The organism is Pantoea sp. F_5, from assembly GCF_008631595.1.
In the GTDB taxonomy this organism is placed as follows: domain Bacteria; phylum Pseudomonadota; class Gammaproteobacteria; order Enterobacterales; family Enterobacteriaceae; genus Pantoea; species Pantoea gossypiicola.
Genome location: NZ_VWUO01000001.1, coordinates 74,270 through 100,084, shown reverse-complemented (window position 1 = coordinate 100,084; position 25,815 = coordinate 74,270). Strand labels below are relative to the sequence as shown.

The window sequence follows — 25,815 nt, the reverse complement described above, 5'->3', positions numbered from 1 at the left end:
GTCAGCAGTTTTTTTTATGTTTACCTTATGGTTATTAGCGAAAGCAGAGGAAAAGCCATTTTGCCGCAATCTCAGCCTCATCATCTGGTGATCACCGCGCTCGGTGTTGACCGGCCGGGTATCGTCAATACGATTACCCGACACGTCAGCAGCTGCGGTTGCAATATTGAAGATAGCCGTCTTGCCATGCTTGGGGATGAATTCACCTTTATTATGCTGCTGTCGGGCAGCTGGAACGCGATTACGCTGATTGAATCGACACTGCCGCTGAAAGGCGCAGAACTGGAGCTGCTTATCGTCATGAAGCGCACCAACGCCGGGGTTCGTCCGCCGATGCCCGATACCGCGTTCATTCAGGTTGAAGTAGCCGACTCGCCGCATATTATTGAACGCTTTACCGATCTTATTGATAAGCATCAGATGAATGTGGCCGAACTGGTGTCGCGCATCACACCCGCGCAACACAATTTGCCACCAACGCTCTATATTCAAATGACCGCCCACAGTCCGACACGAACCAGCGGCACCACTTTTGAGCAGGCTTTTAATACCCTGTGTCAGGAGCTGAATGCGCAGGGAACGCTGCGTCTCTACAGTGTGTCTGATGCCGACAGCAGCGAATCTGTCAGCGCGGTACGCTAAGCTTTAGTTTATAAACCGGAGTGATTTCTCCACATGCCTGACGCGTGATCGGCTATGTGGTGAAATACCCCCTGATGGTAATGTTCCCTCTGGTCGTTTCGGTCCGGATGGTGTATTACCCACAGCCTGAATAAAAAAATGGAGAGATGTGATGAATCCACTGAAAGCCGGAGATACTGCACCTGCATTTAGCCTGCCCGATCAGGACGGCGAACACGTGAATCTGACCGACTTCCAGGGACAGCGCGTTCTGGTGTACTTCTACCCGAAAGCGATGACGCCAGGCTGTACCGTGCAGGCGTGCGGTCTGCGTGACAACATGGATGAGTTGAAAAAAGCGGGCGTGGAAGTCCTGGGTATCAGCACCGACAAACCGGAAAAACTGTCAAAGTTTGTCGAAAAAGAGCTGCTGAACTTCACGCTGCTGTCAGATGAAAATCATGAAGTCTGCCAGGCGTTTGGCGTCTGGGGTGAAAAAACCTTTATGGGGAAAACCTATGATGGCATTCATCGCATCAGCTTCCTGATCGATGCTGAGGGCAGGATTGAGAAAGTGTTTGATAACTTTAAGACCTCGAATCACCACGACATGGTGCTGGATTACGTTAAGTCAGCCTGATGTTAAGGGGCGCGGTAGCCTGACCGCCGCGCCCTGCTTATCTTCTTTCCCTTCACGCTTCCCTGCCGTAAAAAAGAGCCGCTATTTGTGCGATTAAGTCGTGCGATTAAGCTGCGGCAGCGATAACGCAGTTTCGCCCGGCATTTTTCGCCGCGTAGAGCGCCGCATCCGCCTGTTTCAGACTCGTTTCCAGCCCGGCATCCTGGGTGCCATTCCATGCCGCAACGCCAATAGACAAGGTAATTCGTCCTACATCTGTGAGCCAGGCTTCAGCAATACCCAGCCGTACGCGCTCCGCGATGATCTGTGCCTCATCCAGGGCCGTGCCCGGCAGCAGCATCAGAAACTCCTCTCCGCCGTTGCGACACACCACATCAGACTGACGGGCGCTGGCACGCAGCGTGCTCGCCACCTGCTGAATCACTCGGTCACCGACATCATGACCCCAGCTGTCATTGACGTTTTTGAAGTGGTCGATATCCAGAGCCAGCACCGAGAAAGGCTGGCGCAGCGTGCGGTAATACTCCAGCACCGCGTTCAGACCACGGCGATTAAGCAACTGGGTCAGCGGGTCGGTCTGCGCTTCCGAGCTAAGACGGCCAATCTTGTCCTGCAACAGACCAATACCGGTGAGCAGTGCACGTTTAACCTGAGCCGCCTCAAAATACCAGGCGGTGATGCCACCAATCTCTTTTGATACCCCCTGCGCATCCATCCGGCTGGCTTTGCGGGCCAGCTGGAAGAGTGGCCGGGCGATCAACCGCGCCAGCACCACGCCCACCAGCAGAGTCAGCAGCGCAAACGGCACCGAGTTTTTCAGGACGTTCATTAACAGACCAGAAAGCGGATCCAGCGTAACGTTAATCGGCTTCAGGGCCACCACTGTCCAGCCGGTGGTCGGCACGACAGCAAAGCCCGCCAGCTGGGCTGACTCACCCGGACCGGCAAGCATCAGCGAGCCATTGGTCTGCTCGTCGCGCGGACTGACGATGGCAGGCAGCGTTTTACCCACCAGCTGCCGGTTCTGGTGATACAACACCTCATTATTGCTGTCGAGCACATAGACCGTGGTGCCATCCCGGTAAAATTGCTCACCCAGCAGCGCATTCAGAATGCTTTTTTTCTTCAGATAAATGGTGCCGCCGATATAGCCCAGGTAGTCGCCATCGGCACTCCAGACGGGCCAGGAGACAAACACCAGCAGATTGTTGGCGGCAGAAAGAGTGGGTTTACTGATGATCGGCTGGCGGAGAGTCAGCGCTTCCCGTGAGGCGTCGCTGGTCAGGTGCATACCTTTCAGGGTCAACGACTCAGGCGAAATCGCTTTGATCACGCCCTGCGCATCCACTATCGCCACTGAGTTGAAACTGCTGGTCTGCTCGCGCAGGCGGCTGACTTCGCTTTCCAGCAATGCACCATTATTAAAGTCGCGACTGAGCTGGTTGGCGCTGTAATGTAGCTGTGACTGCGCGAGCTGAAAGAAAATCTCACTGGTTGAGGCCAGTTTGGCGGCGTAGGCCCGGTTGGCCTCAAGCGTGGTGTCAATCAGCACCTGGCGCTGAACCCGCCAGGTGGCGTAAAGCGTATTCGCGAGCGTGATAACAATGCTGACAATCACCAGCAGGGCGATCAGATTGCGCAAATCGGCCTTGGGCCGAAAGAGCTTTAACATGGCGTCGCCGCCCCGGAGATAAATGTCATGTCGTCAATGCCTGATTATTTTTTTAATGTGTGCCAGAAGCCCGGATATCCGGGCTTAAGTCTACACGGTGTCGGCATTTTTGAGCAGCATTAAGACAAATTTCACGCCTGAGAATCCAGATTTTACTGGCACTAATCGATTAATCCCTGACTATCGTAAAAAGGCCAGGGTCCCGAAAAGTGGCCAATCGCACACTGATGCGTGACCATTCCCTGCCCGGGTTGCCAGCAGTGCAGCAAAAAGCCGGGCGGTTCCAGAATAAAGTGAGCCGGCCCGTCGGGATGCAGATCCAGCACCACCTGATGCGATACACCCGGCGCGACACAGGCGATCGTGCCGGCAAAGCGGGTCTGCAGACTGCGATGCAGATGACCACACAATACCCTTTCAACCTGCCCATGGCGGGCGATAATCGCTTCCAGAGCCTGCGGATAACGTAATCGTTGCCGGTCCAGCCAGTGCAGCTGTAGCTCGTCCAGCTCACCCCAGGGCTGTTGCGGTACGCTGGAGTCCAGCGCCAGCAGCCTGACGCCGCCAACGCTGAGCTGTCAGTTCAGGGTGGGTCCCGCCTGCAGATAGGCGTGATCCGGGAAAGCGGCACGTTGTGGGTCAGCACGAATGGCATCTTTGCTGCCGCCAGCGTCGGCAATAGCGCACTGCGGTCGGCGTCTGCCACCTTAAGAACCAGACCGGCGACACGCTGATGCAGCATATGTTCGACAATGGCCGCTTCCCGCTCCGCCTGATAATCAATGGTTGCCACCAGCAGCGCATACCCAGCCTGACGGGCCTGCTGCTCCATCGCCTGCAGTTGCAGGGCAAAAACCGGATTAAGCAGTGAAGGCAGCAGTACGCCAAGCGTGGTGGAGTGTTGGGTACGGAGCTGACGGGCAATATGATTCGGACGAAAACCGATCTGTTCCGAGGCGGCAAGCACCTTTTGCAGCGTACCCGGTTTCAGCAGATGAGGAGCAGAGAAGGCGCGCGCGGCGGTTGCGCGGGAGACCCTGCCAGTCGGGCTACGCTGATTAAATCTGTCATTACAGCCTCGTCGATCGCATTGCGACGTAAACTAGCGGCGTTATATGACAGACGCATCACGTTAACATGACCGGCAGGTGACAGCGGCAGTGACGCCGCTGCAGGGAATTAAAGCATCAGGAAGGCGTAACCGCTGTTTTCCAGCGTGGCAACGGTGGTGCCGCTGGAGATGGTATGGGTGACCATCGGGTCGATCCAGTTGCGATCGAGCTGATGAAACGCTACAGACTGGTCGCAGATAGTGACCTGAACGCCCGCTTTTTTCAGTTCGCTGATCAGCTTCAGGTTCGGGTTATCCACGCCGTAGGCTTTGCTGAACTGATCATTATTCAGCGCTGAAGACACCGCGTCGCCGTTGATCGACACCACAAATTTGAGCTGGTTGAGTGGCACACCCGCCGCATAATAGAGGTTGGTGACACGCGCTACACGCTCCAGGCCCAGATTCGGCTTACGAATATCGCCATCATTGTGGTTAATCTGGAAAACAATTTTATTACTCAGACCCGCTGTGGTGCCGGGTTTAAATGCCGGCGTATCGACATAATGTATTTTGCCGTAGCCATCAATCGCAGGCGTACTCCAGAAATCAGCGGGCTCAGATTTATTATCTGCCATTTTGCCGCTGACCTTATCGAATAATTCTGGCAACTGTAAAACATTGCCGCCAATAAACCCTGCTACGGCTGCCATTACTACTAACGCTGCTGGACGCATTTACTCTTCTCCCGGTCGTTTAAAAACATCAATTACATTGCCAGCCACGCGTACCCCTGGTTTTGCAGGGTTGATACGGTGGTCGGACTGGAAAGCGCATGGATAACTGATTTATCAATCCAGTTATTCGGATAGTGATGGAATGCCACGGACTGATCGCAGACCGAGACTTTCACTCCCGCCTGATTCAGCTCATTAATCAGCTTCAGGTTTGGATTTTCGATGCCATAAAACTGTTTGAAATGGGCGTTATCCAGCATGGCGGGCGTTGCGTCACCGGTGACCGAAACCACGAACTTCAGCTGGTCGGCCGGCACGCCAGAGGCGATATACAAATTCACCACGCGCGCCACACGTTCCAGTCCCAGATTGGGTGCGGTCATCGCGCCGTCGCTGCGGGTAATCTGGAAAACAATTTTGTTGCTCAGGCCCGCTACCGGTTTAAACGCGGCGTCAGGTTCGTAATGAATTTTGCCGTAGCCTTCAATCGCCGGGGTGCTCCAGAATCCAGCAGCTTCCTGTGGCTCGGTTGCAAAATGACGTGTCACTTTGTCGTAAATATTGCCACTCTGTGTGACAGCCGCGCCAACGACGCCGCCAATAATGGCGATTAACGCGTATGAAACAACTGAACGCATAATACTTCTCTCCGGCAAATAATGTCTGTCAGATTCAGGGCAGAATCATGTCGGCTATCTATACCACAGCGCAGGATTAATTCTCGCTTCTGTAAATTCAGGTCAACGCGCTATTGATACCCGCTGAAATTATTCACTGAAAGAATTAATCGAAGTTTTTCATCATGCAGAAAAAAGAGTCTTGGCAGGAGTGGATCTGACTATCGGGAATTTAATCTCTGCCTCCTGAGTTGATGCGATAAAATAACAGCCATGCTTAGCTGGAATCAGGGAGATGGGCGCAGGTAAATCGATTTAATTTATCAATGGCGCAGAGACATTTTACAGCTCAGCGTGGCCTATTTTTTCAGAGTAGACCTGGAAAAAGACGTGCCATATTCAGTTTTTCTGATTGAATTTACATAACTTTAAAAAAAGAACGATTACCGTTGCGTATGTCTGTCAGCAGATTCTGCTCTATTCTGGCGAAGCGCGGCGGGAATGAACAGATAAGTGGCAACTTAGCTGCTCAGGATCCCGGTAATACCTCCCCGGATTTATCTCGTTTAACTGCGGTTTAAGTTGGCAGGATGTTCAGTTTTTTTCGGCAAAATCTGCGATCTTGCACAAATTACACCAGGCACCGGTCAGAAAACGACATTTCTTTCTTTTGATGCTCTGGTTAAGATAGTCGCGAACCGCCGTTATCTGCGAAAAATGGAACATTCCCGCTGCGCACCTGTCCATTTTCAGGGCCTCTCTACAGGATTAAGGCATGTTGAACCGGTTAAAGAAAACGCTAATCGCCGCGCTCCTCCCGACGCTCATTTTCACCACTTTGACACCGGCCCACGCTGATGTCAGTGATTCGCTTCCCGATATTGGCACCACGGCCGGTTCGACGCTGTCGATTAATCAGGAACTGCAGATGGGCGACTTCTATGTGCGCCAGCTGCGTGCCAGTGCGCCGCTGATCAACGATCCGCTGCTTAATCAGTACATTAATCAGCTGGGACAGCGGCTGGTCTCGCACGCCGACGCCGTAAAAACCCCGTTCCACTTCTTTCTGATTCAGAACGATGAGCTTAACGCCTTTGCCTTCTTCGGTGGCAACGTAGTGCTGCATTCGGCGCTATTTCGTTTTACCGAAAATGAAAGTCAACTGGCGTCAGTGATGGCGCATGAAATTTCACACGTCACCCAGCGCCATCTGGCGCGAGCCATGGAAGATCAGAAGCGCAATGCCCCGCTCACCTGGGTCGGTGCCCTGGGCTCGATACTGCTGGCGATGGCGAGTCCGCAGGCGGGCATGGCGGCGCTGACCGGCACCCTGGCGGGTACGCAGCAGGGGATCATTAGCTTTACGCAGGGCAATGAGCAGGAGGCGGACCGCATTGGCATTCAGGTGCTGCAGCGCGCCGGATTCGACCCTCAGGCGATGCCGAACTTTCTGCAGAAGCTGGCCGATCAGAGCCGCTTCTCCTCTAAGCCACCTGAAATTCTGCTGACGCACCCCCTGCCCGACAGCCGACTGGCGGATGCCCGCAACCGTGCTAACCAGATGCGCCCGGTCGTCGTGCAGTCTACTGAAGATTTTTACCTGGCGAAGGTGCGTGCGCTGGGGATGTACGCCACCGGACGTAATCAGCTTACTGACGAACTGCTGAGTCAGTATGCCAGCGGTAATGCCCGTGAGCAGCTGGCGTCACAATATGGCAAGGCCATACAGTTTTTACAGGCGAAGAGCTATGCCGATGCGAAGCGGATCATGACGCCACTGCTGGCGAAACAGCCCAATAACGTCTGGTTCCTCGACATCATGTCAGACATCGATATCGGCCTGAATCAGCCACAACAGGCGATCGCCCTGCTCACCGCCGCAACCGGTGCCAAAAACAGTCCGGTGGTGCAGCTCAACCTGGCGAATGCCTATGTTGAAGCGAAGCAGTATGCCAGTGCCAGTCGTATTCTGAACCGCTATACCTGGGCCAATAAAGATGATCCCAACGGCTGGGACTTACTGGCACAGGCTTCTGCACAGCAGGGACTGAATGATGAAGAGTTGTCGGCACGGGCAGAGAGCCTGGCGCTGAATGGTCAGCTTGATCAGGCCATTACCGCGTTAGGCAGCGCCAGCGCACAGGTGCCGCTCGGCAGCCTGAAACAGGCGCGCTACGATGCCCGTATCGATCAGCTGCGTCAGTTACAACAGCGCTTTAAGCAGTATCAGAAAGGCTAAGCCCTCGCGCTGCCAGCGCGTTGCGAATAAAAGGAGAATCCCAGATGGTGACGATTTACCATAACCCGCGCTGCAGTAAGAGCCGCGAAACGCTGGCGCTGCTGAACGCGCGCGGCATTGAGCCCGAAGTGGTGCTCTATCTGCAGACGCCGCCCGATCGCGAGACGCTGCAAATTCTGCTACAGAAACTGGGAATGCAGAGCGCACGAGAGTTGATGCGTACCAAAGAGGCGATCTACAGCGAGCTGGCACTCGGCGACAAAAACGAAAGTGCGCTACTGGATGCCCTGGTAGAAAATCCGGTGCTGATTGAAAGGCCGATTGTGATCAATGGCGATAAGGCGCGGATCGGACGTCCGCCAGAAGCCGTGCTCGACATTCTTTAAAGGCCGAGCGTCTCTTTAACAAAGGGAATGGTGAGTTTACGCTGCGCGCTGATCGAGGCGCGATCAAGCCGATCCAGCGTATCAAACAGCGTGCGCATTTCCCGATCCAGTCGTTTCAGCAGGAAGCGCCCCACATCTTCCGGCAGCTCAAAACCACGTAATCCGGCACGGAGTTGCAGCGCCTGCAGTTTGTCTTCGTCGGAGAGCGGCTGCAGGCGATAGATCTGTCCCCAGTCCAGCCGCGAGGCGAGATCGGGCAGTTGCAGATTCAGCTGGCGTGGCGGACGATCGCCGGTAATAAACAGGCGCGTATTGCCGGTTTCCAGAATGCGGTTATAGAGATCGAAGATCGCCATCTCCCACTCCGGTTCGCCTGCAATGCACTCAATGTTATCGATACAGACCAGTGACAGCTGCTCCATCCCTTCCAGTACGTCCGGAACAAACCAGGTGCGTTTATCCAGCGGAACGTAACCGACCGCTTCGCTGCGCGCGGACATTTCGGCGCACGCGGCGTGCAGCAGATGGCTCCGCCCGCCGCCTTCGCGTGACCAGAAGTAGAGATAGCTGCCATGTTGTTGATTGAGAGCGCCTTTGAGTGCGGCAATCAGCGACGGGTTTTCCCCCGGCCAGAAGCTGGAGAAGGTTTCATCGTCGGGTAAATAGAGTGGCAATGACAATTGTGCCGGCGTGTTCAGAAGCACCTCAGCAAGAGAACAAGCAAAAAATCGGGGGAAGTCTAACACAGTTTCCAGAAAGAGATGAATGGAGCGTCCCTGCCCCGATCCTGTCAGGCGCGCTGCGATCAATGCTCGCGCGTTTCCTCAGCCTCCAGCACCACTTCTTCCGGTCGCAACAGCGTGATCACACGGAAGATCAGCGCCAGGCCGACACCCACGATCGTCGCCAGCGCCATCCCTTTCAGCTCTGCCGCGCCGATGTGTACCTTCGCGCCACTGACGCCGATGATCAGGATCACCGAGGTCAGAATCAGATTCTGCGCTTTGTTGTAATCGACTTTCGATTCGATCAATACGCGGATACCGGATGCGCCAATGACGCCATAGAGCAGCAGCGACACGCCGCCCATGACCGGCACCGGGATCGCCTGGATCACCGCCGCCAGTTTGCCGACGCAGGAGAGCAGAATCGCCAGAATCGCCGCACCGCCAATCACCCACGTGCTATAGACGCGGGTAATCGCCATCACCCCGATGTTTTCACCGTAGGTGGTATTTGGCGTCGAACCAAAGAAGCCAGAAATAACGGTGGATAAGCCGTTGGCGAACATCGAACGATGCAGGCCAGGGTCGCGAATCAGATCTTTCTTCACGATGTTAGCGGTGACCACCAGATGACCGATGTGCTCAGCAATCACCACCAGCGCCGCAGGCAGAATCGTCAGCATCGCCACCCACTCAAAGCGCGGCGTATAGAAGGTTGGCAGGGCAAACCACGGGGCTTTCACCACGCCACTCCAGTCAACGATGCCCATAAAGGCAGAGAGCATATAGCCTGCCACCACACCGACCAGAATCGGGATAATCGCCAGGAAGCCACGGAACAGTACCGAACCGAATACCGTTACCGCCAGCGTGACCAGCGAAATCAGCACGGTTTTGCTGTCGGGCGAACTGCCTTCCGCGGGCAGCAGGCCGGCCATATTGGCGGCGACACCCGCCAGCTCAAGACCAATGACGGCGACAATCGCGCCCATTGCCGCCGGGGGGAACATCACGTCGAGCCAGCCGGTGCCCGCGCGTTTCACAATCAGCGCCACGATACAGAACAGCACGCCGCACAGGATAAATCCGCCCAGCGCGACCTCATAACCCAGTGGCAACAGCAGCAGCACCGGCGAGATAAAGGCAAAACTGGAACCAAGATAGGCGGGAATTTTGCCTTTACAGATAAAGAGATAAATCAGTGTGCCGACGCCGTTGAACAACAGCACCGTCGCCGGGTTGATGTGGAACAGAATCGGCACCAGTACCGTAGCGCCAAACATGGCGAACAGGTGTTGCAGGCTGAGTGGAATGGTTTGCAGTAACGGCGGCCGTTCACTGACGCCAATGGCGCGACGAGTCATCATTTATCCCCTTATGTTTTTTATCCCCGTGGGTTCGCGTCTCTGCACAGCAGCAGGCACGCCGGTGCGCCTTGCGGCAGACCGAATCCGTTCGGGGCACTATTTTTGCCAAAAAAAAGCCGACTCTCTGGTCGGCTGTGCGATTTATTTGGTTCCGAAAATCTTGTCCCCGGCATCGCCGAGACCGGGAATGATGTAACCCTTTTCGTTCAGTCCCTGATCCACTGACGCGGTGTAAAGCTCAACATCAGGATGCGCTTTCTCCAGTGCAGCAATCCCTTCTGGTGCGGCAACCAGAACCAGCACTTTGATGCTGGTGCAGCCCGCTTTCTTCAGCAGGTCGATGGTAGCAATCATGGAACCGCCGGTCGCCAGCATCGGGTCGACCACCAGCGCCAGGCGCTCTTCGATATTAGAGACCAGCTTCTGGAAATAGGGAACCGGCTCCAGCGTCTCTTCATCACGGTAAACACCCACCACGCTGATACGGGCGCTGGGAACGTGTTCCAGCACCCCTTCCATCATGCCCAGGCCGGCACGCAGAATCGGCACCACCGTGATTTTTTTACCTTTGATCTGATCGATCTCTACCGGGCCGTTCCAGCCCTCAATGGTGACGCGCTCTGTTTCCAGATCGGCGGTCGCTTCGTAGGTCAGCAGGCTGCCCACTTCAGAGGCCAGCTCGCGAAAACGCTTTGTACTGATATCATGCTCACGCATCAGGCCCAGTTTATGTTTGACCAGCGGGTGTCTGACTTCCACGATCTTCATTGGTGTTCTCCCGGAATGAGTTGAGCTAAAAAAAATCGCGGGATTATACCGCCTTTTGCGCCCTGCGCCACCTGCTCTTGCGCAAAGCCGCGGGTTTACCGGGAAAAATAGAGGATTAATGAAAATCGCCTGAGGCGCAATCCCGCACTCGCAAACGTTTGCCTGCACTGATAGAATTGCCGCGCTTTATTTTAAACCACCAACCGCAACTCGCGTGGGGACCTCGCAGTGACCGACAAAACCTCTCTCAGTTACAAAGACGCCGGTGTTGATATTGATGCTGGTAACGCTCTGGTTGACCGTATTAAAGGCGTAGTGAAAAAGACGCGTCGCCCGGAAGTGATGGGTGGACTGGGCGGTTTTGGTGCGCTTTGCGCGCTGCCGCAAAAATACCGTGAACCCGTGCTGGTCTCCGGCACCGATGGCGTGGGCACCAAGCTGCGTCTGGCGATGGATCTCAAACGTCACGATGCCATTGGTGTTGACCTGGTCGCGATGTGCGTCAACGACCTGGTGGTTCAGGGCGCTGAGCCGCTCTTCTTCCTGGACTACTACGCCACCGGCAAACTGGATGTGGATACTGCCTCTGCGGTGATCACCGGCATCGCCGAAGGGTGTCTGCAGTCAGGTTGTGCGCTGGTGGGCGGTGAAACCGCTGAGATGCCAGGCATGTATCACGGCGAAGATTACGACGTGGCCGGTTTCTGTGTCGGCGTGGTGGAAAAGTCAGAAATTATCGACGGCAGTAAGGTGCAGGATGGCGACGTACTGATCGCCCTCGGCTCCAGCGGCCCGCACTCCAACGGCTATTCGCTGGTGCGCAAGATTCTGGAAGTCAGCAACACCGATCCGCTGGCTGAACAGCTGGAAGGCAAACCGCTGGCCGATCATCTGCTGGAACCGACCCGCATCTACGTGAAAAATATCCTGAGCCTGATTGAACAGGTCGATGTGCATGCTATCGCACACCTGACCGGCGGCGGCTTCTGGGAAAATATCCCGCGCGTCCTGCCCGACAACACCCAGGCCGTGATCGACGAGAAGAGCTGGCAGTGGCCAGCAGTCTTCAGTTGGTTACAGCAGGCGGGCAACGTCAGCCGTTTCGAGATGTACCGTACCTTTAACTGCGGTGTCGGCATGATCATCGCACTGAGCCCGGCAGACGCGGACAAGGCGATTGCGCTGATGGAAGCGGCCGGCGAGAAAGCCTGGAAGCTCGGCGTGATTAAAGCGTCGGATGCCGAAGAGCGTGTGGTCATCAACGGATGAAAAAGCTGGTTGTACTGATTTCCGGCAACGGAAGTAACCTTCAGTCCATCCTTGACGCCTGTGAAAGCGGGCGGATTCACGGCAGCGTCGCTGCCGTGTTCAGCAACCGTGCCGCCGCTTATGGCCTGACGCGGGCGCAGGAGGCGGGGATCCCCGCCCACGCGCTTGCCGCCAGCGACTTCGCTGACCGCGAAGCCTTTGATCGCCAGCTGATCGCTGAGATTGAAGCGTACTCGCCCGACCTTGTCGTCCTGGCTGGGTATATGCGTATTCTCAGCAGCGCATTCGTGGCGCATTTTCACGATCGCCTGCTGAATATTCACCCTTCCCTGCTGCCGAAATATCCGGGCCTGCATACGCACCGTCAGGCGCTGGAGAACGGCGACAGCGAACATGGCACTTCCGTGCATTTCGTGACGGACGAGCTGGATGGGGGGCCGGTGATCCTGCAGGCTAAAGTCCCGGTCTTTCCTGACGATAGCGAAGCGGAGATTACCGAGCGGGTGCAGCATCAGGAGCACGCCATCTATCCGCTGGTCATCGACTGGTTTGTTGAGGGACGGCTATTGATGCGTGATGGTAAGGCCTGGCTGGATGGCGAACCACTGCCACCGCAGGGCTATGCTAACGACTGATGCACCGGAAGCCAGGGCTTCTTATGAAGTACTGGCAGAGTAAAGGCTCAGGGAGCCTATGCCCTTCGTAAAGACGCAAAAAATGCCATCCATGGCAGCTCAGCGCGGGCCATCCATGGCCCGCGATGCTTTACTACGGGCATAGGCTCCCATCGCTTTAAGCATATGAGCCGTCTGACACAAAAACCTGTTCTGCTCCCGATGCTGTCTCAGCCGTAACGCCCCGTAATGTAATCTTCGGTACGTCGCTGCTTCGGTGCGGTAAAAATCCGGTCGGTCTCATCAAACTCCACTAACGCGCCCTGATGCATAAACGCGGTGAAATCGGACACGCGCGACGCCTGCTGCATGTTATGCGTTACCAGCACCAGCGTGAAATGCTGCTTCAGCGTGGTCATCAGCTCTTCAATCACCAGCGTGGAGATGGGATCCAGCGCCGAGGTCGGCTCATCCAGCAGCAGCACTTCCGGCTCAATCGCAATGGCGCGGGCAATCACCAGCCGCTGCTGCTGTCCGGTCGAGAGCGTCAGCGCATTCTGTGACAGCTGGTCTTTCACCTCACTCCACAGCGCGGCCGCACGAAGCGCACGCTCACAGGCTTCGTTCAGTACCCGCCGATCGCGCACACCCTGTAAACGCAGTCCGTAGACCACATTTTCATAAATCGATTTTGGAAAAGGATTCGGCCGCTGAAACACCATGCCGACCCGACGGCGCAGCGCGGAGAGATCCTGTTCGGGGCGCAGGATCGCCTGCGATCCCAGCAACACTTCACCCTCTACCCGGCAGTGGTCAATCACGTCGTTCATGCGATTAAAGCAGCGCAGCAGCGTCGACTTGCCACAGCCCGAAGGGCCAATCAGCGCAGTAATCCTGTTTTTCGGCACCTGCAGCGAAATATCCTGCAGCGCCTGGCGCTCGCCATACCACAGCGACAGATGGTTAACGGTCAGCGCGATATCCGTGTCGGACGTCATAGTCATAGCCTGTTATTGAGTCATAAGGCGATAGCGTTCACGCAGACGGTGACGCAGGCCCATCGCCAGCAGATTAAGCGACAGAATAATCAGCACCAGCAGTAGCGCGGTGGCGAACACCAGCGGCCGGTCAGCTTCAATATTCGGACTCTGAAACGCCAGATCGTAAATCTGAAAGCCCAGATGCATAAACTTGCGATCCAGATGCAGATAAGGAAATACCGCGTCGACCGGCAGTTCCGGTACCATTTTCACCGCGCCCACCAGCATCAGCGGCGCGGTTTCACCTGCTGCTCGCGCCACCGCCAGGATCAGGCCGGTGAGCATGGCTGGCACCGCCATCGGCAGCACCACGTTCCACAGCGTTTCCGCCTGGGTCGCGCCCAGCGCCAGCGAACCCTGCCGCAGGCTGTTGGGAATACGGGATAAGCCCTCTTCGGTCGCCACGATGACTACCGGCAGCGTTAGTAACGCCAGGGTCAGCGATGCCCAGAGTAAGCCTGGCGTGCCGAAGGTGGGGTTGGGCAACGCGCTGGCAAAGAAGAGCTGATCAATCGTGCCGCCTGCCAGCCAGACAAAGAAGCCCAGACCAAATACCCCATAAACAATGGAAGGGACGCCGGCCAGGTTAACAACCGCAATGCGCACCAGCCTGGTCAACGCATTGCGTCCGGCATATTCATGCAGCCAGATAGCGGCGATAACGCCCAGCGGCATCACCACCACCGACATCAGCAGCACCATCAGCACAGTGCCAAAGATCGCCGGAAATGCGCCTGATTCACTTTCGCCCCCGGCGGGTGAATCACTGACGAAACGCCATAGCTGATGCAGAAAATGCCTGGTTTTGCCGGTCAGCGTCATCGCGTTCGGCTTCCAGCTGTCGACGATTTCGGTCAGCGGAATGGCATGTTCATTGCCCTGCACATCCCGCAGGATTAACAGATCGCGCTGACTCTGTTGTTGCAGAGAAGCCAGTGTTTCACTCAGCTGATTAAAGCGCCGCTGTAAAGCCGCCTGATTGGCCTGGTATTCTGACTCTGCCTGCAGATCAAAGCGTCCGGCCGCCCGATTTGTGGCCGCCTGCTCATCAAGCTCTTCACGCTGGCTGTTGAGACGCGCCATATCCACCCGGCGAATCGCGTTAGCCTGCCGCACCAGCATCTGCACCTGTCCAAGCCGCTGATGCAGTAGCGCATCGGGATCCTGCGCCGTCAGCTCTTCGTTATCTTCACGCAGGCCGACAAACCAGCCATAGGCCTGACCGTGGCTGCGCCGCTGCAGCACCATGACGTCCGGCGGCTGACTGATTTTTGCCGCTGCACGGCTGTAGACCACGCGGAAATCGGGGGCGTCCCAGTCACGGTTACCGGTTTTAATCAGATAGCGATGCACCTGCCCGTCGCTGTTACCCTGCTCATCGGCAGGAGCCGGGAAACGACGCTGATGCTCCAGGGTTTCGCCCAGCAGGCGCGTTTCGCCGCCTTCAGGCTGGCTGAAGGTATAGAGGTCCACGCGCTGCGGCCAGAAAGCGCGAACGCCCTGCCACGCCAGCAGCCCGATCAGCAGCGTAAAGGCCAGCAGGCAGACGGCGACGGCACCAGCGGTTAACCAGCGCCAGCGGTCATTCTGTCGCATCGCCTTCATGCCTGCTCCTCCTGCTGGCTGTAACGCTGACGCAGCCGCTGGCGGATCAGTTCGGCAACCGTGTTAATTACCAGCGTAAACAGCAGCAGCATCAGGGCGCTGAGAAACAGCACGCGATAGTGCGCACTACCCGCTGCGGCTTCCGGCATCTCAATGGCGATGTTGGCGGACAATGCGCGAAGACCACTGAACAAGCCACCTTCACTTTGCGGTGTGTTACCGGTCGCCATCAGCAAAATCATGGTTTCTCCTACGGCACGTCCCAGACCGATCATCAGCGCGGCAAAAATCCCCGCGGAGGCGCCCGGCAGTACGACGCGGGTCAGGGTTTGCCATGGCGTAGCGCCCAGTGCCAGTGAACCCTGGCCCAGCGCCGCAGGTACACTGAAAAGTGCATCTTCAGAGAGGGTGAAGATCAGCGGCACCAGCGCAAAGCCCATCGCCAGCGCAGCCACCAGCAGGTTGCGCTGCTCATAGTGCGACAGCCAGTCGCCCGCATCCGGTATAAATAACGTCGGCAGCCACAGCGTCAATAGCGTGACCAGCAGCAAAAACGGCAGCAAAATCAGTACCTCCCGCCCCGGCTGACGCCAGCGCGGCGGTAAACGCGCGCTGAATACGCCACACAGCAGCAGCGCGCCTGCCAGCGTTACGGGCAGCAGCAGTACACCCACCAGCGCCTGACCAATATGCGGCGCGAGCCAGATTCCGGCAATCAGCCCCACTACAACGCTTGGCAGCGCGCCCATCATCTCGATGGCCGGTTTAACCCAGCGCCGCAGCCCCGGTGCCATGAACCACGCGGTGTACATCGCTGCGGCCAGCGCCAGCGGCGTGGCAAACAGCAGCGCTAAACTGGCCGCTTTCAGCGTTCCCGTGACCATTGGCATCAGACTGAACTTGGCCTGATAGCTGTCACCGGCGGCGGTAGATTGCCAGACCCAGTCGGGTCCGGGGTAGTTTTCATACCAGATTTTCTGCCAGAAATTACGCCAGGTCACATCCGGCCACGGATTATCGAGCCGCAGGGTTTGCCAGCTTCCCGCCCGCTCAATCAGCAGGCTGTCGCCATGGGGTGAAAACTGCGCGTGCACAATGCCAGGTTCCAGCTGACGCTGCAGTATCGGACCGTTTTGCTTGCTGGCGAACAGCCGCAGCATGCCCTGCTGACTGAGTGTGGCAAACACCCGGCGTTGCGATTCCGTCACCAGAATCGTCTCGCCGTCGCTGTCGGCAAAGGTCCGGATGCGCTGCAGGCGCGGCCCCTGATCGCTGGCGATAGCAAACCATTGGGTGACGCCACTGTGATCCTGAATCAGCAGGCTTTTGCCGCCCACCAGCAGATGCAGACTTTGTGGAGGCTGCGACAGAGTATGCGTTTCGCGCAGCAGGGCATGATCATCCTCAAGCTGCCAGACCCGCAACAGATTGCCTTCGGTGGTGTAGAGCAGATCGCCGGACGGCGAGAGTGCCAGCAGATCCAGCTGGCGTTGCGGCAGCGGGATAACCGACGCCTGACGATCGGTGCCCAGCGTCAGCACCCGCAGTCCGGCCTCAGTGAGGGCAGCGATGCGCCACTGACCCGCATGACGCGTCGCCAGCGCCATCTTTGTCACTGCGCCATCAGGCAGATGAAAGGGTTTGTCGCCCAGCGGGAAGCGCCACTGCCGGTCGGTCGCAGGCTGCATCAGCGTCAGCGCGCCCTGCATATTCAGTAGCAGCGTCTGCCCATCAGCACTCTGCACCACCTCATCGGGCACCGGGGTCAGCGCCAGCGCCGGTTCCGCAGGCTGACCATCCAGTGGAATAAAACGTGCTGCACCGTGCGCGCTGATACGCCAGCTAATATTGCCCTGATTGCCTATCGCTAAAGCGGGCGTACGATCCCAGAGTTGCTGGCTGGCCGCGATTTGCAGGCCCGGCGCATTAAACAGCGGTAATACCACGCCAATCAGCCAGCAGAACAGCAGCAGCATCAGCAGCAGGATCGCGACACCACAGCAGGTGATCAGCCGCCGCGTCAGACGATCGACGGCACGACGCTTGCGATCGCTGAATTGGACAGGAATGTGGTTTGCGCTCATGCGGTTCCGGTAGCAGGCCAAAATAAGCCGCTATGTTGCCCGTAGCCGATTGATAAGACAACTCCTGCCGTTGGACAACGCTGCCATACTCTCGCCATAATGTTGGTGGATACTGGATCTTCAGTCCTGCAACCGCTAAATGGAGTGAGAATGGGTCAGGTAAAGCTTTATATAGAAAAAGAATTAAGCTGGTTATCCTTTAATGAACGGGTTTTGCAGGAAGCAGCAGACAAAAGCAATCCACTGATTGAGCGCATGCGCTTTCTGGGCATCTACTCCAACAATCTCGACGAATTCTATAAAGTGCGTTTCGCCGACCTCAAACGCCGCATTCTGATTGGTGAAGAGCAGGGTTACGCCAGTACGCCACGCCATCTGTTTAAGAAAATTCAGCAGCGGGTGATGAAGTCCGATCAGGAGTTCGATGCACTTTATAACGATCTGCTGCTGGAGATGGCACGGAATCAGATCTTCCTGATCAATGAACGCCAGCTGTCGCCCAATCAGCAGGCGTGGCTGCGCCACTACTTTAAACATGAACTGCGTCAGCATATCTCTCCGATTCTGATCACCCATGAAACCGACCTGACCGAATTCCTTAAAGATGATTACACCTACCTGGCGGTAGAGATTATCCGTGGTGACGATATTCGTTATGCGCTGCTGGAGATCCCGTCCGATAAAGTGCCACGCTTCATCAATTTACCGGCAGAGCCCCCGCGGCGTCGCAAGCCGATGATCCTGCTGGATAACATTCTGCGTTACTGCCTGGATGACATTTTTAAAGGCTTCTATGACTACGACGCGCTCAACGCCTATTCAATGAAAATGACGCGTGACGCCGAGTACGATCTGGTCACAGAGATGGAGTCGAGCCTGCTGGAGCTGATGTCCTCCAGTCTGAAGCAGCGACTGACGGCAGAGCCGGTGCGGTTTGTCTATCAGCGCGACATGCCTGAGGCGATGGTTGAGCTATTGTGCCACAAACTCTCGATTTCCAACTTTGACTCCATACTGCCTGGCGGCCGCTATCACAACTTCAAAGACTTTATCGGCTTCCCGAACGTCGGTAAAAACAACCTGGTTAACCGCCCGCTGCCGCAGATTCGCCACATCGGTTTTGATGGCTTCCGCAACGGCTTTGATGCGATTCGCGACCGCGACGTACTGCTCTACTATCCCTACCACACCTTTGAGCACGTGCTGGAACTGCTGCGTCAGGCGTCGTTTGACCCCAGCGTGCTGGCGATCAAAATCAACATCTACCGCGTCGCTAAACACTCGCGCATCATGGATGCGATGATTCATGCCGCCTATAACGGTAAAAAAGTCACGGTGGTGGTAGAACTGCAGGCACGCTTCGATGAAGAAGCCAATATTTACTGGGCGAAACGCCTGACCGAAGCGGGCGTACATGTGATTTTCTCTGCTCCTGGCCTGAAGATCCACGCCAAGCTGTTCCTGATCTCCCGTCGCGAAGGGGAAGAGATTGTGCGCTACGCGCATATCGGTACCGGCAACTTTAACGAGAAAACCGCGCGGCTTTATACCGACTACTCGTTGCTGACCGCGGATGCGCGCATCACCAACGAAGTACGCCGGGTGTTCAACTTTATTGAGAATCCTTATCGGCCCGTGACGTTCGATCACCTGATGGTGTCGCCTCAGAACTCGCGCCGGATGCTGTATGAACTGATCGATACTGAAATTGCCAATGCACAGCAGAATAAGCCCTGCGGTATTACTCTGAAAATCAACAATCTGGTAGACAAAGGTCTGGTAGATCGGCTTTATACAGCCTCCAGCGTAGGGGTGAAGGTCAATCTTCTGGTGCGCGGAATGTGCTCATTAATCCCGGACCTGCCGGGGATCAGTGAAAACATTCGTGTCATCAGTATTGTTGACCGTTATCTGGAACACGATCGCGTCTATATTTTTGAAAATGGCGGCGATAAGAAGGTGTTCCTCTCCTCCGCTGACTGGATGACACGTAACATTGATTACCGCATCGAAGTGGCTGTGGCGATTCTCGATCCCCACATCCGGCAGCGCATACTCGACATTATTGCTATTCAGTTAAGTGATACGGTGAAAGCCCGCATCGTCGATAAAGAGTTGAGTAACCATTACGTCCAGCGTGGCAATCGCCGTAAAGTGCGCTCGCAGCTGGCCATCTATGATTACATCAAGAAACTGGAACAACCTGAATAAATCCTATGCCAATTTCTCATAAAAGTACGCCAAAACCCCAGGAGTTTGCGGCGATTGACCTGGGCTCGAACAGTTTCCATATGGTGATTGCGCGGGTCGTCGATGGTGCGATGCAGGTACTGGGCCGCCTTAAACAGCGCGTCCATCTGGCTGACGGGCTGGATGCTCAACACAACCTCAGCGAAGAGGCGATGGAGCGCGGTTTAGCCTGTCTGGCACTTTTCGCCGAGCGCCTGCAGGGCTTCAGTCCCAGCAACGTGACGATTGTCGGCACCCATACGCTGCGCGAGGCGGTCAACGCCGAAACCTTCCTGCAGCGAGCGGCTGAGGTGATCCCCTATCCGATCGAAGTGATTTCAGGCCATGAAGAGGCGCGTCTGATCTTTATGGGTGTTGAGCACACGCAGCCGGAGAAAGGTCGCAAGCTGGTGATCGACATCGGCGGCGGCTCCACCGAGCTGGTGATTGGCGAGGATTTTGAACCGCAACTGGTTGAGAGTCGGCGCATGGGTTGCGTCAGTTTCGCCCAGCTCTATTTCCCGAAAGGCGAAATCAGTCGTGAAAACTTCCGTCGCGCTCGCTTAGCAGCTGCGCAAAAGCTGGAAACGCTGGCGTGGCAATACCGTCTGCATGGCTGGCAATATGCGCTGGGTGCGTCCGGCACCATCAAAGCCGCCTGCGAAGTGCTGCAGGCGATGGATGAGAAAGAGAAGCTGATTACACCTGAGCGCCTCGACAAGCTCTATGACGAGGTGATGAAACATAAATCCTTTGCGGCACTGAGCCTGCCGGGCCTGTCAGAAGAGCGCAAAGGCGTTTTTGTGCCAGGACTGGCGATTCTGTGTGGCGTCTTTGATGCGCTGGCGATTCGCGAGCTGCGCCTCTCCGACGGTGCGCTGCGTGAAGGCGTGCTCTATGAGATGGAAGGACGTTTCCGCCATCAGGATATTCGCAGCCGTACAGCACAAAGTCTGGCGAATCATTACGCCATCGACAGCGATCAGGCGCGCCGCGTGCTGGATACCACCGAGCAGCTTTATCTGCAGTGGCGCGAGCAGAACCCGAAACTGGCGAATCCGCAGCTGGCAGCCCTGCTGAAGTGGGCGGCGATGCTGCACGAAGTGGGCCTGACGATTAATCACAGCGCGCTGCAGCGCCATTCCGCCTACATTCTGCAAAACACCAACCTGCCCGGTTTCAATCAGGATCAGCAGATGCTGCTGGCGGCGCTGGTCAGATTCCACCGCAAAGCGATTAAACTCGATGAGCTGCCGCGCGTCACGCTATTCAAGAAAAAGCAGTTTGTGCCGCTGATTTTCCTGCTGCGCCTGGGTACCCTGCTGAATAATCAGCGTCAGGCCACGACGCGTCCGGATGCGTTAACCCTGAAATGCGATGACGGCCACTGGACGCTGATTTTCCCGGCGGGCTACTTCGCCCAGAACAATCTGGTTCAGCTCGATCTGGAACGTGAGCAGGTTTACTGGAATGACGTGACGGGATGGAAACTGATCCTCGAAGAAGAAGCCTGATAACCCGGGCGCCTGACGCCCGTTTAACTGAATTGATGAATATGACACAACCAACTGCACCACTTTCAGGCGAAAACTATTTTGCCGAAACCTATGGTTTAACGCCGCCCCACTCCGAAGTGGTTGCGGCTCTGCCTCAGCTCAACGTCGGTAAGGCGCTGGATCTGGGCTGTGGCGTGGGACGCAATACGCTGTTTCTGAACCAGCACGGCTTTGACGTGACAGCATGGGACCATAATCCGCAAAGCCTGGCGCGCCTGCAGGAAATTATTGCCCGGGAAAACCTCAGCGGGATTCACACCGAGCAGCGCGACCTGAACAACACGCGCTTCAATGGCGGCTTTAACTTTGTGCTGTCGACCGTGGTGATGATGTTTCTGCAGCCGCAGACTATTCCACAGCTGATTGCCGACATGCAGGCCTGTACGGTCAGGGATGGTTTCAACCTGATCGTGGCGGCGATGAACACGGAAGATATGCCCTGCCCGACTGATTTTTCCTTTGCTTTTAAGTCGGGCGAGTTGAGCCACTATTACCGCAACTGGCACATCGTGAAGTACAACGAACATCCCGGTCAGCTGCATCGCAAAGATGAAAATGGCAACCGCATTACCTGCCGCTTTGCTACGCTGCTGGCGCAAAAAGCGAGTTACTGATCTTTATCTGCTGTTTTTTTCAACAGCGATTGATTTCATCAGGCGACTGTGACTAAATATTGCAGTCGCCCCTGATGGGGTCATTACAGGAACCACCCCGCGTGAACAGCGCTATTTCTCCCCGAAGACGTCAAAAAACCGGCACCATGACCCGCATTGTGCTGTTGATCAGTTTTATCATTCTCTTTAGTCGCCTGATTTTTATCCTGCCCGCTGCCTTCGAGCATCACCAGCAACAGAAAGCGATTCCTGAACCGGTTACCGTTACGTCAGGTGATACGCGTTAACGAACCGTGATTTTTCGCCTGAACGCTAAACGTTATCCAGACAACTGGACTCTTTTTTGCATCCCTTTTTCAGGCGAAACGCTACACTTCGTGCTGGTGCTTTCAGACTAAAGGGAACTCATTGTGTCTGCCTCTCACTCTCAATGTTTAAGTGAAATACGTCATCGCATTCTGACGCTGCTGCTCAACGAGCACGATCTGGTTGATGCTCTGCTGGAGAAATCCGGCGATCTCAATCCTGAACAGCAACGTGAAAATGCGGCCCAGCGTGATGCGCTGGAACAGGACATTCTGCAACTGCATGCCGCTGACCTCGCGGATATTCTCGAAGCCCTGCCCGAAGAGGAGCGTCAGGCACTGTGGCGGCTGGTGCCAAATGAGCGGCGCGGCCACGTACTGGTTGAAGCCTCTGAAACGGTCTGGGCCAGCCTCACCGAGGAGATGAGCGATCGCGATATTCTGCGTGCTATTCAGCCGCTGGATATCGACGACCAGGTCTGGCTGGCGCGTTATCTGCCGCGTGACCTGACCGGACGCCTGCTGGCTACCGTGGAGCCTGCTCTGCGCGCCCGTATGCTCGATATGGTGCAGCTCGACCGCGATCGCGTGGGCCGGGTGATGGATTTCAATATCCTGACGGTGCGCGACGATGTCACGCTGGCAACGGTACAGCGTTTTCTGCGTAAGCGTAAAGACATGCCCGGCGGTACGGATAAGCTGTTTATCACCAATAAAGACAATCAGCTGCTGGGCGAGCTGATGCTGACGGATATCCTGCTTAACAAACCTAAAACTCTGGTAAGCGACGTCATGAACGCACGCCCGACCACCTTCCAGCTCAACGATAAGGCCGAAGACGCCGCCAGCGCCTTTGAGCGTTATAACCTGATTTCTGCCGCTGTCACTGACGCAAAAGGCAAACTGATTGGCCGCGTAACCATTGAAGACATCATCGACCTGGTGAATGCCGAAAACGAAAGCAACATCCGTAAAATGGGCGGTATCAGTCAGGAAGAGGATGTTTTCGCGCCGGTGCGTAAATCGGTGCGTAAACGCTGGGCCTGGCTGGCGATTAATCTCTGTACCGCCTTTGTTGCCTCGCGCGTCATCGGGCTGTTTGAAGGAACCATTTCACAGATCGTCGCCCTCGCTACCCTGATGCCGATTGTCGCGGGTATCGGCGGCAACACCGGTAACCAGACCATCACCATGATTGTACGGGCGCTGGCCTTGCATCAGGTTGAACCGGGTAACTTCTCGTTTCTGATTGTCCGTGAACTTGGTGTTGCGCTGATCAACGGCCTGTTCTGGGGTGGTATTATGGGCGGCATTACCTGGCTGATGTATGACAATATGGCACTGGGCGGCGTCATGATGCTGGCCATGGCGCTGAACCTGCTACTGGCCGCGCTGATGGGGGTGCTGGTGCCGCTGGTAATGACCAAAATGAAGCGCGATCCGGCAGTCGGCTCCAGCGTGTTGATCACCGCCCTTACCGATACCGGCGGCTTCTTTATCTTCCTGGGACTGGCAACGATCTTCCTGCTGCCGCACTGATCAGGTGTGAAGGCCGTAACGTTGCAGCGATCCATTAAGATTACGCTGGCGCGTCACCTGCGCCAGCTCACGGGTAGCCGCAGGCAGCGTATAATTGCCGCGCTGGCTCAGCCACTCCAGTACATCCGACAGGTGCCAGATGGCGGTTTTACCGTCATGCACCGGCAGGGGAAACGGCGGGCGATGGCTAAGCATCAGTTTGCGCATATTCTGACGCGTCATGCCGATGATCTCCGCCACATCTGTCAGGCCCACAAAATCGGGTGCCGCTTCCACCAGTGTGGCACCCGGTATTGCGCGCAGTACATCCTCTTCCGCCTGCTTTAATACGTCCGTTGCAGAGTCAGACTCCCGGGTGAACTCAAATGCTATTCGCCCTGGCATCCCCAGGCCGATCAGCGCATCATCACAGCCTGCTGCTGCCAGCGTTTCCAGCATCTCATCCACCGGCGCATGCCCGTCCGGCAGGCTGAACCGTAATGTAAAAGAATATTCCATATGCCTCTCCTTGTGCTGTGTCAGGACTTCAGATACTGACAGTTATCGACCACGCGCCGCAGCGCACGGGCATGGTGATGAACGTTTTTTGGTGTGCTCCAGATACAGGTCAGACAGAACTCCCCGCATCGGCACATCAACAGATTTTTCGGGCAGTACATTTTGCCCCAGGCATGATGGCCTCCAGTAACCACCAGCCAGCCGTGGGATTCGGCGTAACGTAACGCCATCTCAATCTCTTTACTGGGATGCCGCTTCCTTGCCATATGTGCCCCTATGCTGACGCCGAATGAGCGAGTTGTCAACTGACAACTCAACGAATGTTTCTTAATGCGGTTCAGCATGCGGAGACTTTTTCTCGCAGTAAAACAGTCAGGGTATAAACTGGAAAACGTCACTCAAAAAACGATCGGCAGCAGTAACGATAATTAATGGAGGCAATATGTTTAAAGCAGAGGATTTTGTTCAGTCGAAAACCGGCGGCCCTAAAATGCAGGTGCTGCGCGTGGAAGGCGACACACTGTGGTGCGCGCGCGTTGATGATGCGGCGAAGAAAGAGATTGAAGTGAAGGCAGAGAGCGTCAACCTCTATCACGAAGAGGGTGACTTTGGCGTGTGCTGAGGCAAAACGGCCCCTGATGGGGCCATATTGTCAGGGCTTGTCCTGCTGAAGATTGTCGTTGCCGAGACCGCCAACAAACGGCAACCGCAGCCGGAACGGCGAAAAATCGAGTCCCATGTTCAGACCCAGCAGGTTCATTTCAAATCCCTCTTCTGCACCCAGTGTCACGCCCGCCACGCCCAGAATCGACACCTGCACACCGCGCCCGGATGGCGGCAGCCCGACAGGACGCCACAGTGGCCGGTAATCTTTGCCCAGCGCATTGGCGGGGAGATCAAGCCTCAGGGCGGGCACTTCTCGGCCAATGTGCGCCAGGAAGGTGTTGCTGTTCGGTCCTGGCCAGGCACGGTAGGTTGTCGGCCACGGATACGATTTAATGGCGGCTTCTATCTGCGGGATCATCGCTTCGGCTTCCGGTCCGCGATGTTCCACCAGCAGCCGCGGTTTTGCGCCATACCAGTAGCCATCCGGCAGGTTGGTGTTACGGCGAACTTTATCGCCACTGCCCCAGCTAATCACTTCATAACGCGTGTAGCGCGTTTCACCCGCACGTTTAAAAATGATCCAGGGATGCACCGCCACCCGCCCTTTCCAGCCATAGGTCGGCGCAGCATAGACCTGGACGATAGCCAGGCTATATAACGCGCGCGGATCGGGCGCTATGCCAGCCGAATCGCGCCGGGCGGTCGCCCAGCCGCCTGGCTGTGCGGTTTCGCCGTGACGCGTTGCCTGCGCGATGCTGGCTCCGAGTGATAACAGCAGTACGGCAACAAAAAACAGGCTGAACACTTTCAGTGAGAGCATGACAACATTCCTGGTGACGTAAAAATCACGAAACGCCTGATCAGCGGGCGGTTTCAGTAAGCGGTGGCGTTGGGATAAATCGGTGAAAGCGGGACACAGCTGACGTGTAGTGCAGCTTTGACTGCATGGAGAATAGCGTAATTTCCGGCAAAGTGAACAGAAAACCGCCAGATGGTAACCCGGATGTGGTGAAAGGTTAAAGCGGGGAATCTG

General features: G+C 56.1%; 24 protein-coding genes and 2 pseudogenes. 12 read left to right on the top strand and 14 right to left on the bottom strand.

Going from position 1 to position 25,815, the window contains the following annotated elements; genetic code table 11:
• Window positions 1-60: 60 nt before the first annotated feature.
• Together F3I44_RS00440 and bcp are read left to right on the top strand one after the other, a co-directional pair.
• The gene (locus tag F3I44_RS00440; RefSeq protein ID WP_150012539.1) at window positions 61-642 is read left to right on the top strand and encodes a glycine cleavage system transcriptional repressor; all 582 of its coding nucleotides are present in this window, start codon (window positions 61-63) and stop codon (window positions 640-642) included.
• 151 nt (window positions 643-793) lie between these two features.
• Window positions 794-1,261, top strand: a complete 468-nt coding sequence (gene bcp, locus F3I44_RS00435; RefSeq protein ID WP_010260016.1) for a thioredoxin-dependent thiol peroxidase — start codon at window positions 794-796, stop codon at window positions 1,259-1,261.
• A 106-nt stretch (window positions 1,262-1,367) separates the two neighbouring features.
• Here bcp and F3I44_RS00430 read toward each other — a convergent pair whose 3' ends face one another.
• From F3I44_RS00430 to F3I44_RS00410, 5 genes and pseudogenes are all read right to left on the bottom strand, one after another.
• Window positions 1,368-2,933 carry a sensor domain-containing diguanylate cyclase gene (locus F3I44_RS00430; RefSeq protein WP_150012541.1) on the bottom strand — a complete coding sequence of 522 codons (1,566 nt, stop codon included), beginning with the start codon at window positions 2,931-2,933 and terminating at the stop codon, window positions 1,368-1,370.
• A gap of 161 nt (window positions 2,934-3,094) precedes the next feature.
• Window positions 3,095-3,565, bottom strand: a pseudogene (locus F3I44_RS00425) (phosphodiesterase); the annotation flags it as partial.
• Window positions 3,559-4,004: pseudogene (locus F3I44_RS00420) on the bottom strand (GntR family transcriptional regulator); the annotation flags it as partial. The pseudogenes F3I44_RS00420 and F3I44_RS00425, both read right to left, overlap by 7 nt.
• A gap of 108 nt (window positions 4,005-4,112) precedes the next feature.
• A complete protein-coding gene (locus F3I44_RS00415; protein WP_150012543.1) occupies window positions 4,113-4,721 on the bottom strand; it encodes a DsrE family protein in 609 nt (202 codons plus the stop codon).
• 32 nt (window positions 4,722-4,753) lie between these two features.
• A complete protein-coding gene (locus F3I44_RS00410) occupies window positions 4,754-5,359 on the bottom strand; it encodes a DsrE family protein (RefSeq protein ID WP_150012545.1) in 606 nt (201 codons plus the stop codon).
• A 754-nt stretch (window positions 5,360-6,113) separates the two neighbouring features.
• On the opposite strand from F3I44_RS00410, the gene F3I44_RS00405 reads away from it, so the two are divergent.
• Window positions 6,114-7,577: a M48 family metallopeptidase gene (locus F3I44_RS00405; RefSeq protein ID WP_150012547.1), complete on the top strand. Its 1,464-nt coding sequence runs from the start codon at window positions 6,114-6,116 to the stop codon at window positions 7,575-7,577.
• 44 nt (window positions 7,578-7,621) lie between these two features.
• Window positions 7,622-7,963 carry an arsenate reductase (glutaredoxin) gene (gene arsC / locus F3I44_RS00400; protein ID WP_150012549.1) on the top strand — a complete coding sequence of 114 codons (342 nt, stop codon included), beginning with the start codon at window positions 7,622-7,624 and terminating at the stop codon, window positions 7,961-7,963.
• Here the strand turns inward: arsC and hda are convergent.
• The 3 genes from hda to upp all read right to left on the bottom strand — a co-directional run bounded on the left by hda (window position 7,960) and on the right by upp (window position 10,823).
• The gene (gene hda, locus F3I44_RS00395; protein ID WP_033743385.1) at window positions 7,960-8,667 is read right to left on the bottom strand and encodes a DnaA inactivator Hda; all 708 of its coding nucleotides are present in this window, start codon (window positions 8,665-8,667) and stop codon (window positions 7,960-7,962) included. The genes arsC and hda overlap by 4 nt on opposite strands.
• 101 nt (window positions 8,668-8,768) lie before the next feature.
• Window positions 8,769-10,052, bottom strand: a complete 1,284-nt coding sequence (gene uraA, locus F3I44_RS00390; protein ID WP_150012672.1) for a uracil permease — start codon at window positions 10,050-10,052, stop codon at window positions 8,769-8,771.
• Between the two features lie 144 nt (window positions 10,053-10,196).
• Window positions 10,197-10,823, bottom strand: a complete 627-nt coding sequence (gene upp / locus F3I44_RS00385; RefSeq protein WP_009088774.1) for a uracil phosphoribosyltransferase — start codon at window positions 10,821-10,823, stop codon at window positions 10,197-10,199.
• A gap of 228 nt (window positions 10,824-11,051) precedes the next feature.
• Between upp and purM the strand changes: the two genes are divergently transcribed.
• Together purM and purN are read left to right on the top strand one after the other, a co-directional pair.
• Complete coding sequence (purM, locus tag F3I44_RS00380; RefSeq protein ID WP_150012551.1) at window positions 11,052-12,092, top strand: phosphoribosylformylglycinamidine cyclo-ligase; 1,041 nt, start codon at window positions 11,052-11,054, stop codon at window positions 12,090-12,092.
• The gene (gene purN / locus F3I44_RS00375; protein ID WP_150012553.1) at window positions 12,089-12,727 is read left to right on the top strand and encodes a phosphoribosylglycinamide formyltransferase; all 639 of its coding nucleotides are present in this window, start codon (window positions 12,089-12,091) and stop codon (window positions 12,725-12,727) included. Before purM ends, purN begins: the two co-directional genes overlap by 4 nt.
• A 209-nt stretch (window positions 12,728-12,936) precedes the next feature.
• On the opposite strand, the gene pstB is transcribed toward purN, so the two are convergent.
• From pstB to F3I44_RS00360, 3 genes are read right to left on the bottom strand one after another with little or no spacing between them, the layout of a single operon-like run.
• Window positions 12,937-13,704 (bottom strand): phosphate ABC transporter ATP-binding protein PstB, encoded by a 768-nt coding sequence (gene pstB, locus F3I44_RS00370; RefSeq protein WP_150012555.1) that lies wholly within the window; start codon window positions 13,702-13,704, stop codon window positions 12,937-12,939.
• A gap of 12 nt (window positions 13,705-13,716) precedes the next feature.
• Window positions 13,717-15,351, bottom strand: coding sequence for a phosphate ABC transporter permease PstA (gene pstA / locus F3I44_RS00365; protein ID WP_150012557.1), 1,635 nt, complete (start codon window positions 15,349-15,351; stop codon window positions 13,717-13,719).
• Window positions 15,348-17,435 (bottom strand): ABC transporter permease subunit, encoded by a 2,088-nt coding sequence (locus F3I44_RS00360; RefSeq protein ID WP_150012559.1) that lies wholly within the window; start codon window positions 17,433-17,435, stop codon window positions 15,348-15,350. Before F3I44_RS00360 ends, pstA begins: the two co-directional genes overlap by 4 nt.
• Window positions 17,436-17,585: 150 nt before the next feature.
• Between F3I44_RS00360 and ppk1 the strand changes: the two genes are divergently transcribed.
• From ppk1 to mgtE, 5 genes are all read left to right on the top strand, one after another.
• A complete protein-coding gene (ppk1, locus tag F3I44_RS00355; RefSeq protein WP_150012561.1) occupies window positions 17,586-19,646 on the top strand; it encodes a polyphosphate kinase 1 in 2,061 nt (686 codons plus the stop codon).
• A gap of 5 nt (window positions 19,647-19,651) precedes the next feature.
• Window positions 19,652-21,178 (top strand): exopolyphosphatase, encoded by a 1,527-nt coding sequence (ppx, locus tag F3I44_RS00350; protein WP_150012563.1) that lies wholly within the window; start codon window positions 19,652-19,654, stop codon window positions 21,176-21,178.
• Window positions 21,179-21,219: 41 nt separating this feature from the next.
• A complete protein-coding gene (tehB, locus tag F3I44_RS00345) occupies window positions 21,220-21,834 on the top strand; it encodes a tellurite resistance methyltransferase TehB (protein ID WP_150019160.1) in 615 nt (204 codons plus the stop codon).
• Window positions 21,835-21,935: 101 nt separating this feature from the next.
• On the top strand, window positions 21,936-22,121 hold the full coding sequence (locus tag F3I44_RS00340; RefSeq protein ID WP_013358709.1) for a YfgG family protein: 186 nt from the start codon (window positions 21,936-21,938) through the stop codon (window positions 22,119-22,121).
• A 123-nt stretch (window positions 22,122-22,244) separates the two neighbouring features.
• The gene (mgtE, locus tag F3I44_RS00335) at window positions 22,245-23,678 is read left to right on the top strand and encodes a magnesium transporter (RefSeq protein WP_150012567.1); all 1,434 of its coding nucleotides are present in this window, start codon (window positions 22,245-22,247) and stop codon (window positions 23,676-23,678) included.
• Here mgtE and F3I44_RS00330 read toward each other — a convergent pair whose 3' ends face one another.
• A complete protein-coding gene (locus tag F3I44_RS00330; RefSeq protein ID WP_150012569.1) occupies window positions 23,679-24,176 on the bottom strand; it encodes an AlpA family transcriptional regulator in 498 nt (165 codons plus the stop codon).
• Between the two features lie 20 nt (window positions 24,177-24,196).
• Window positions 24,197-24,442, bottom strand: a complete 246-nt coding sequence (locus tag F3I44_RS00325; RefSeq protein ID WP_150012571.1) for a hypothetical protein — start codon at window positions 24,440-24,442, stop codon at window positions 24,197-24,199.
• Window positions 24,443-24,618: 176 nt separating this feature from the next.
• On the opposite strand from F3I44_RS00325, the gene F3I44_RS00320 reads away from it, so the two are divergent.
• Window positions 24,619-24,798: a hypothetical protein gene (locus F3I44_RS00320; RefSeq protein WP_022624131.1), complete on the top strand. Its 180-nt coding sequence runs from the start codon at window positions 24,619-24,621 to the stop codon at window positions 24,796-24,798.
• 30 nt (window positions 24,799-24,828) lie between these two features.
• Here the strand turns inward: F3I44_RS00320 and F3I44_RS00315 are convergent, their stop codons facing one another.
• Window positions 24,829-25,602 carry a DUF3750 domain-containing protein gene (locus F3I44_RS00315; protein ID WP_150012573.1) on the bottom strand — a complete coding sequence of 258 codons (774 nt, stop codon included), beginning with the start codon at window positions 25,600-25,602 and terminating at the stop codon, window positions 24,829-24,831.
• Window positions 25,603-25,815 lie beyond the last annotated feature (213 nt).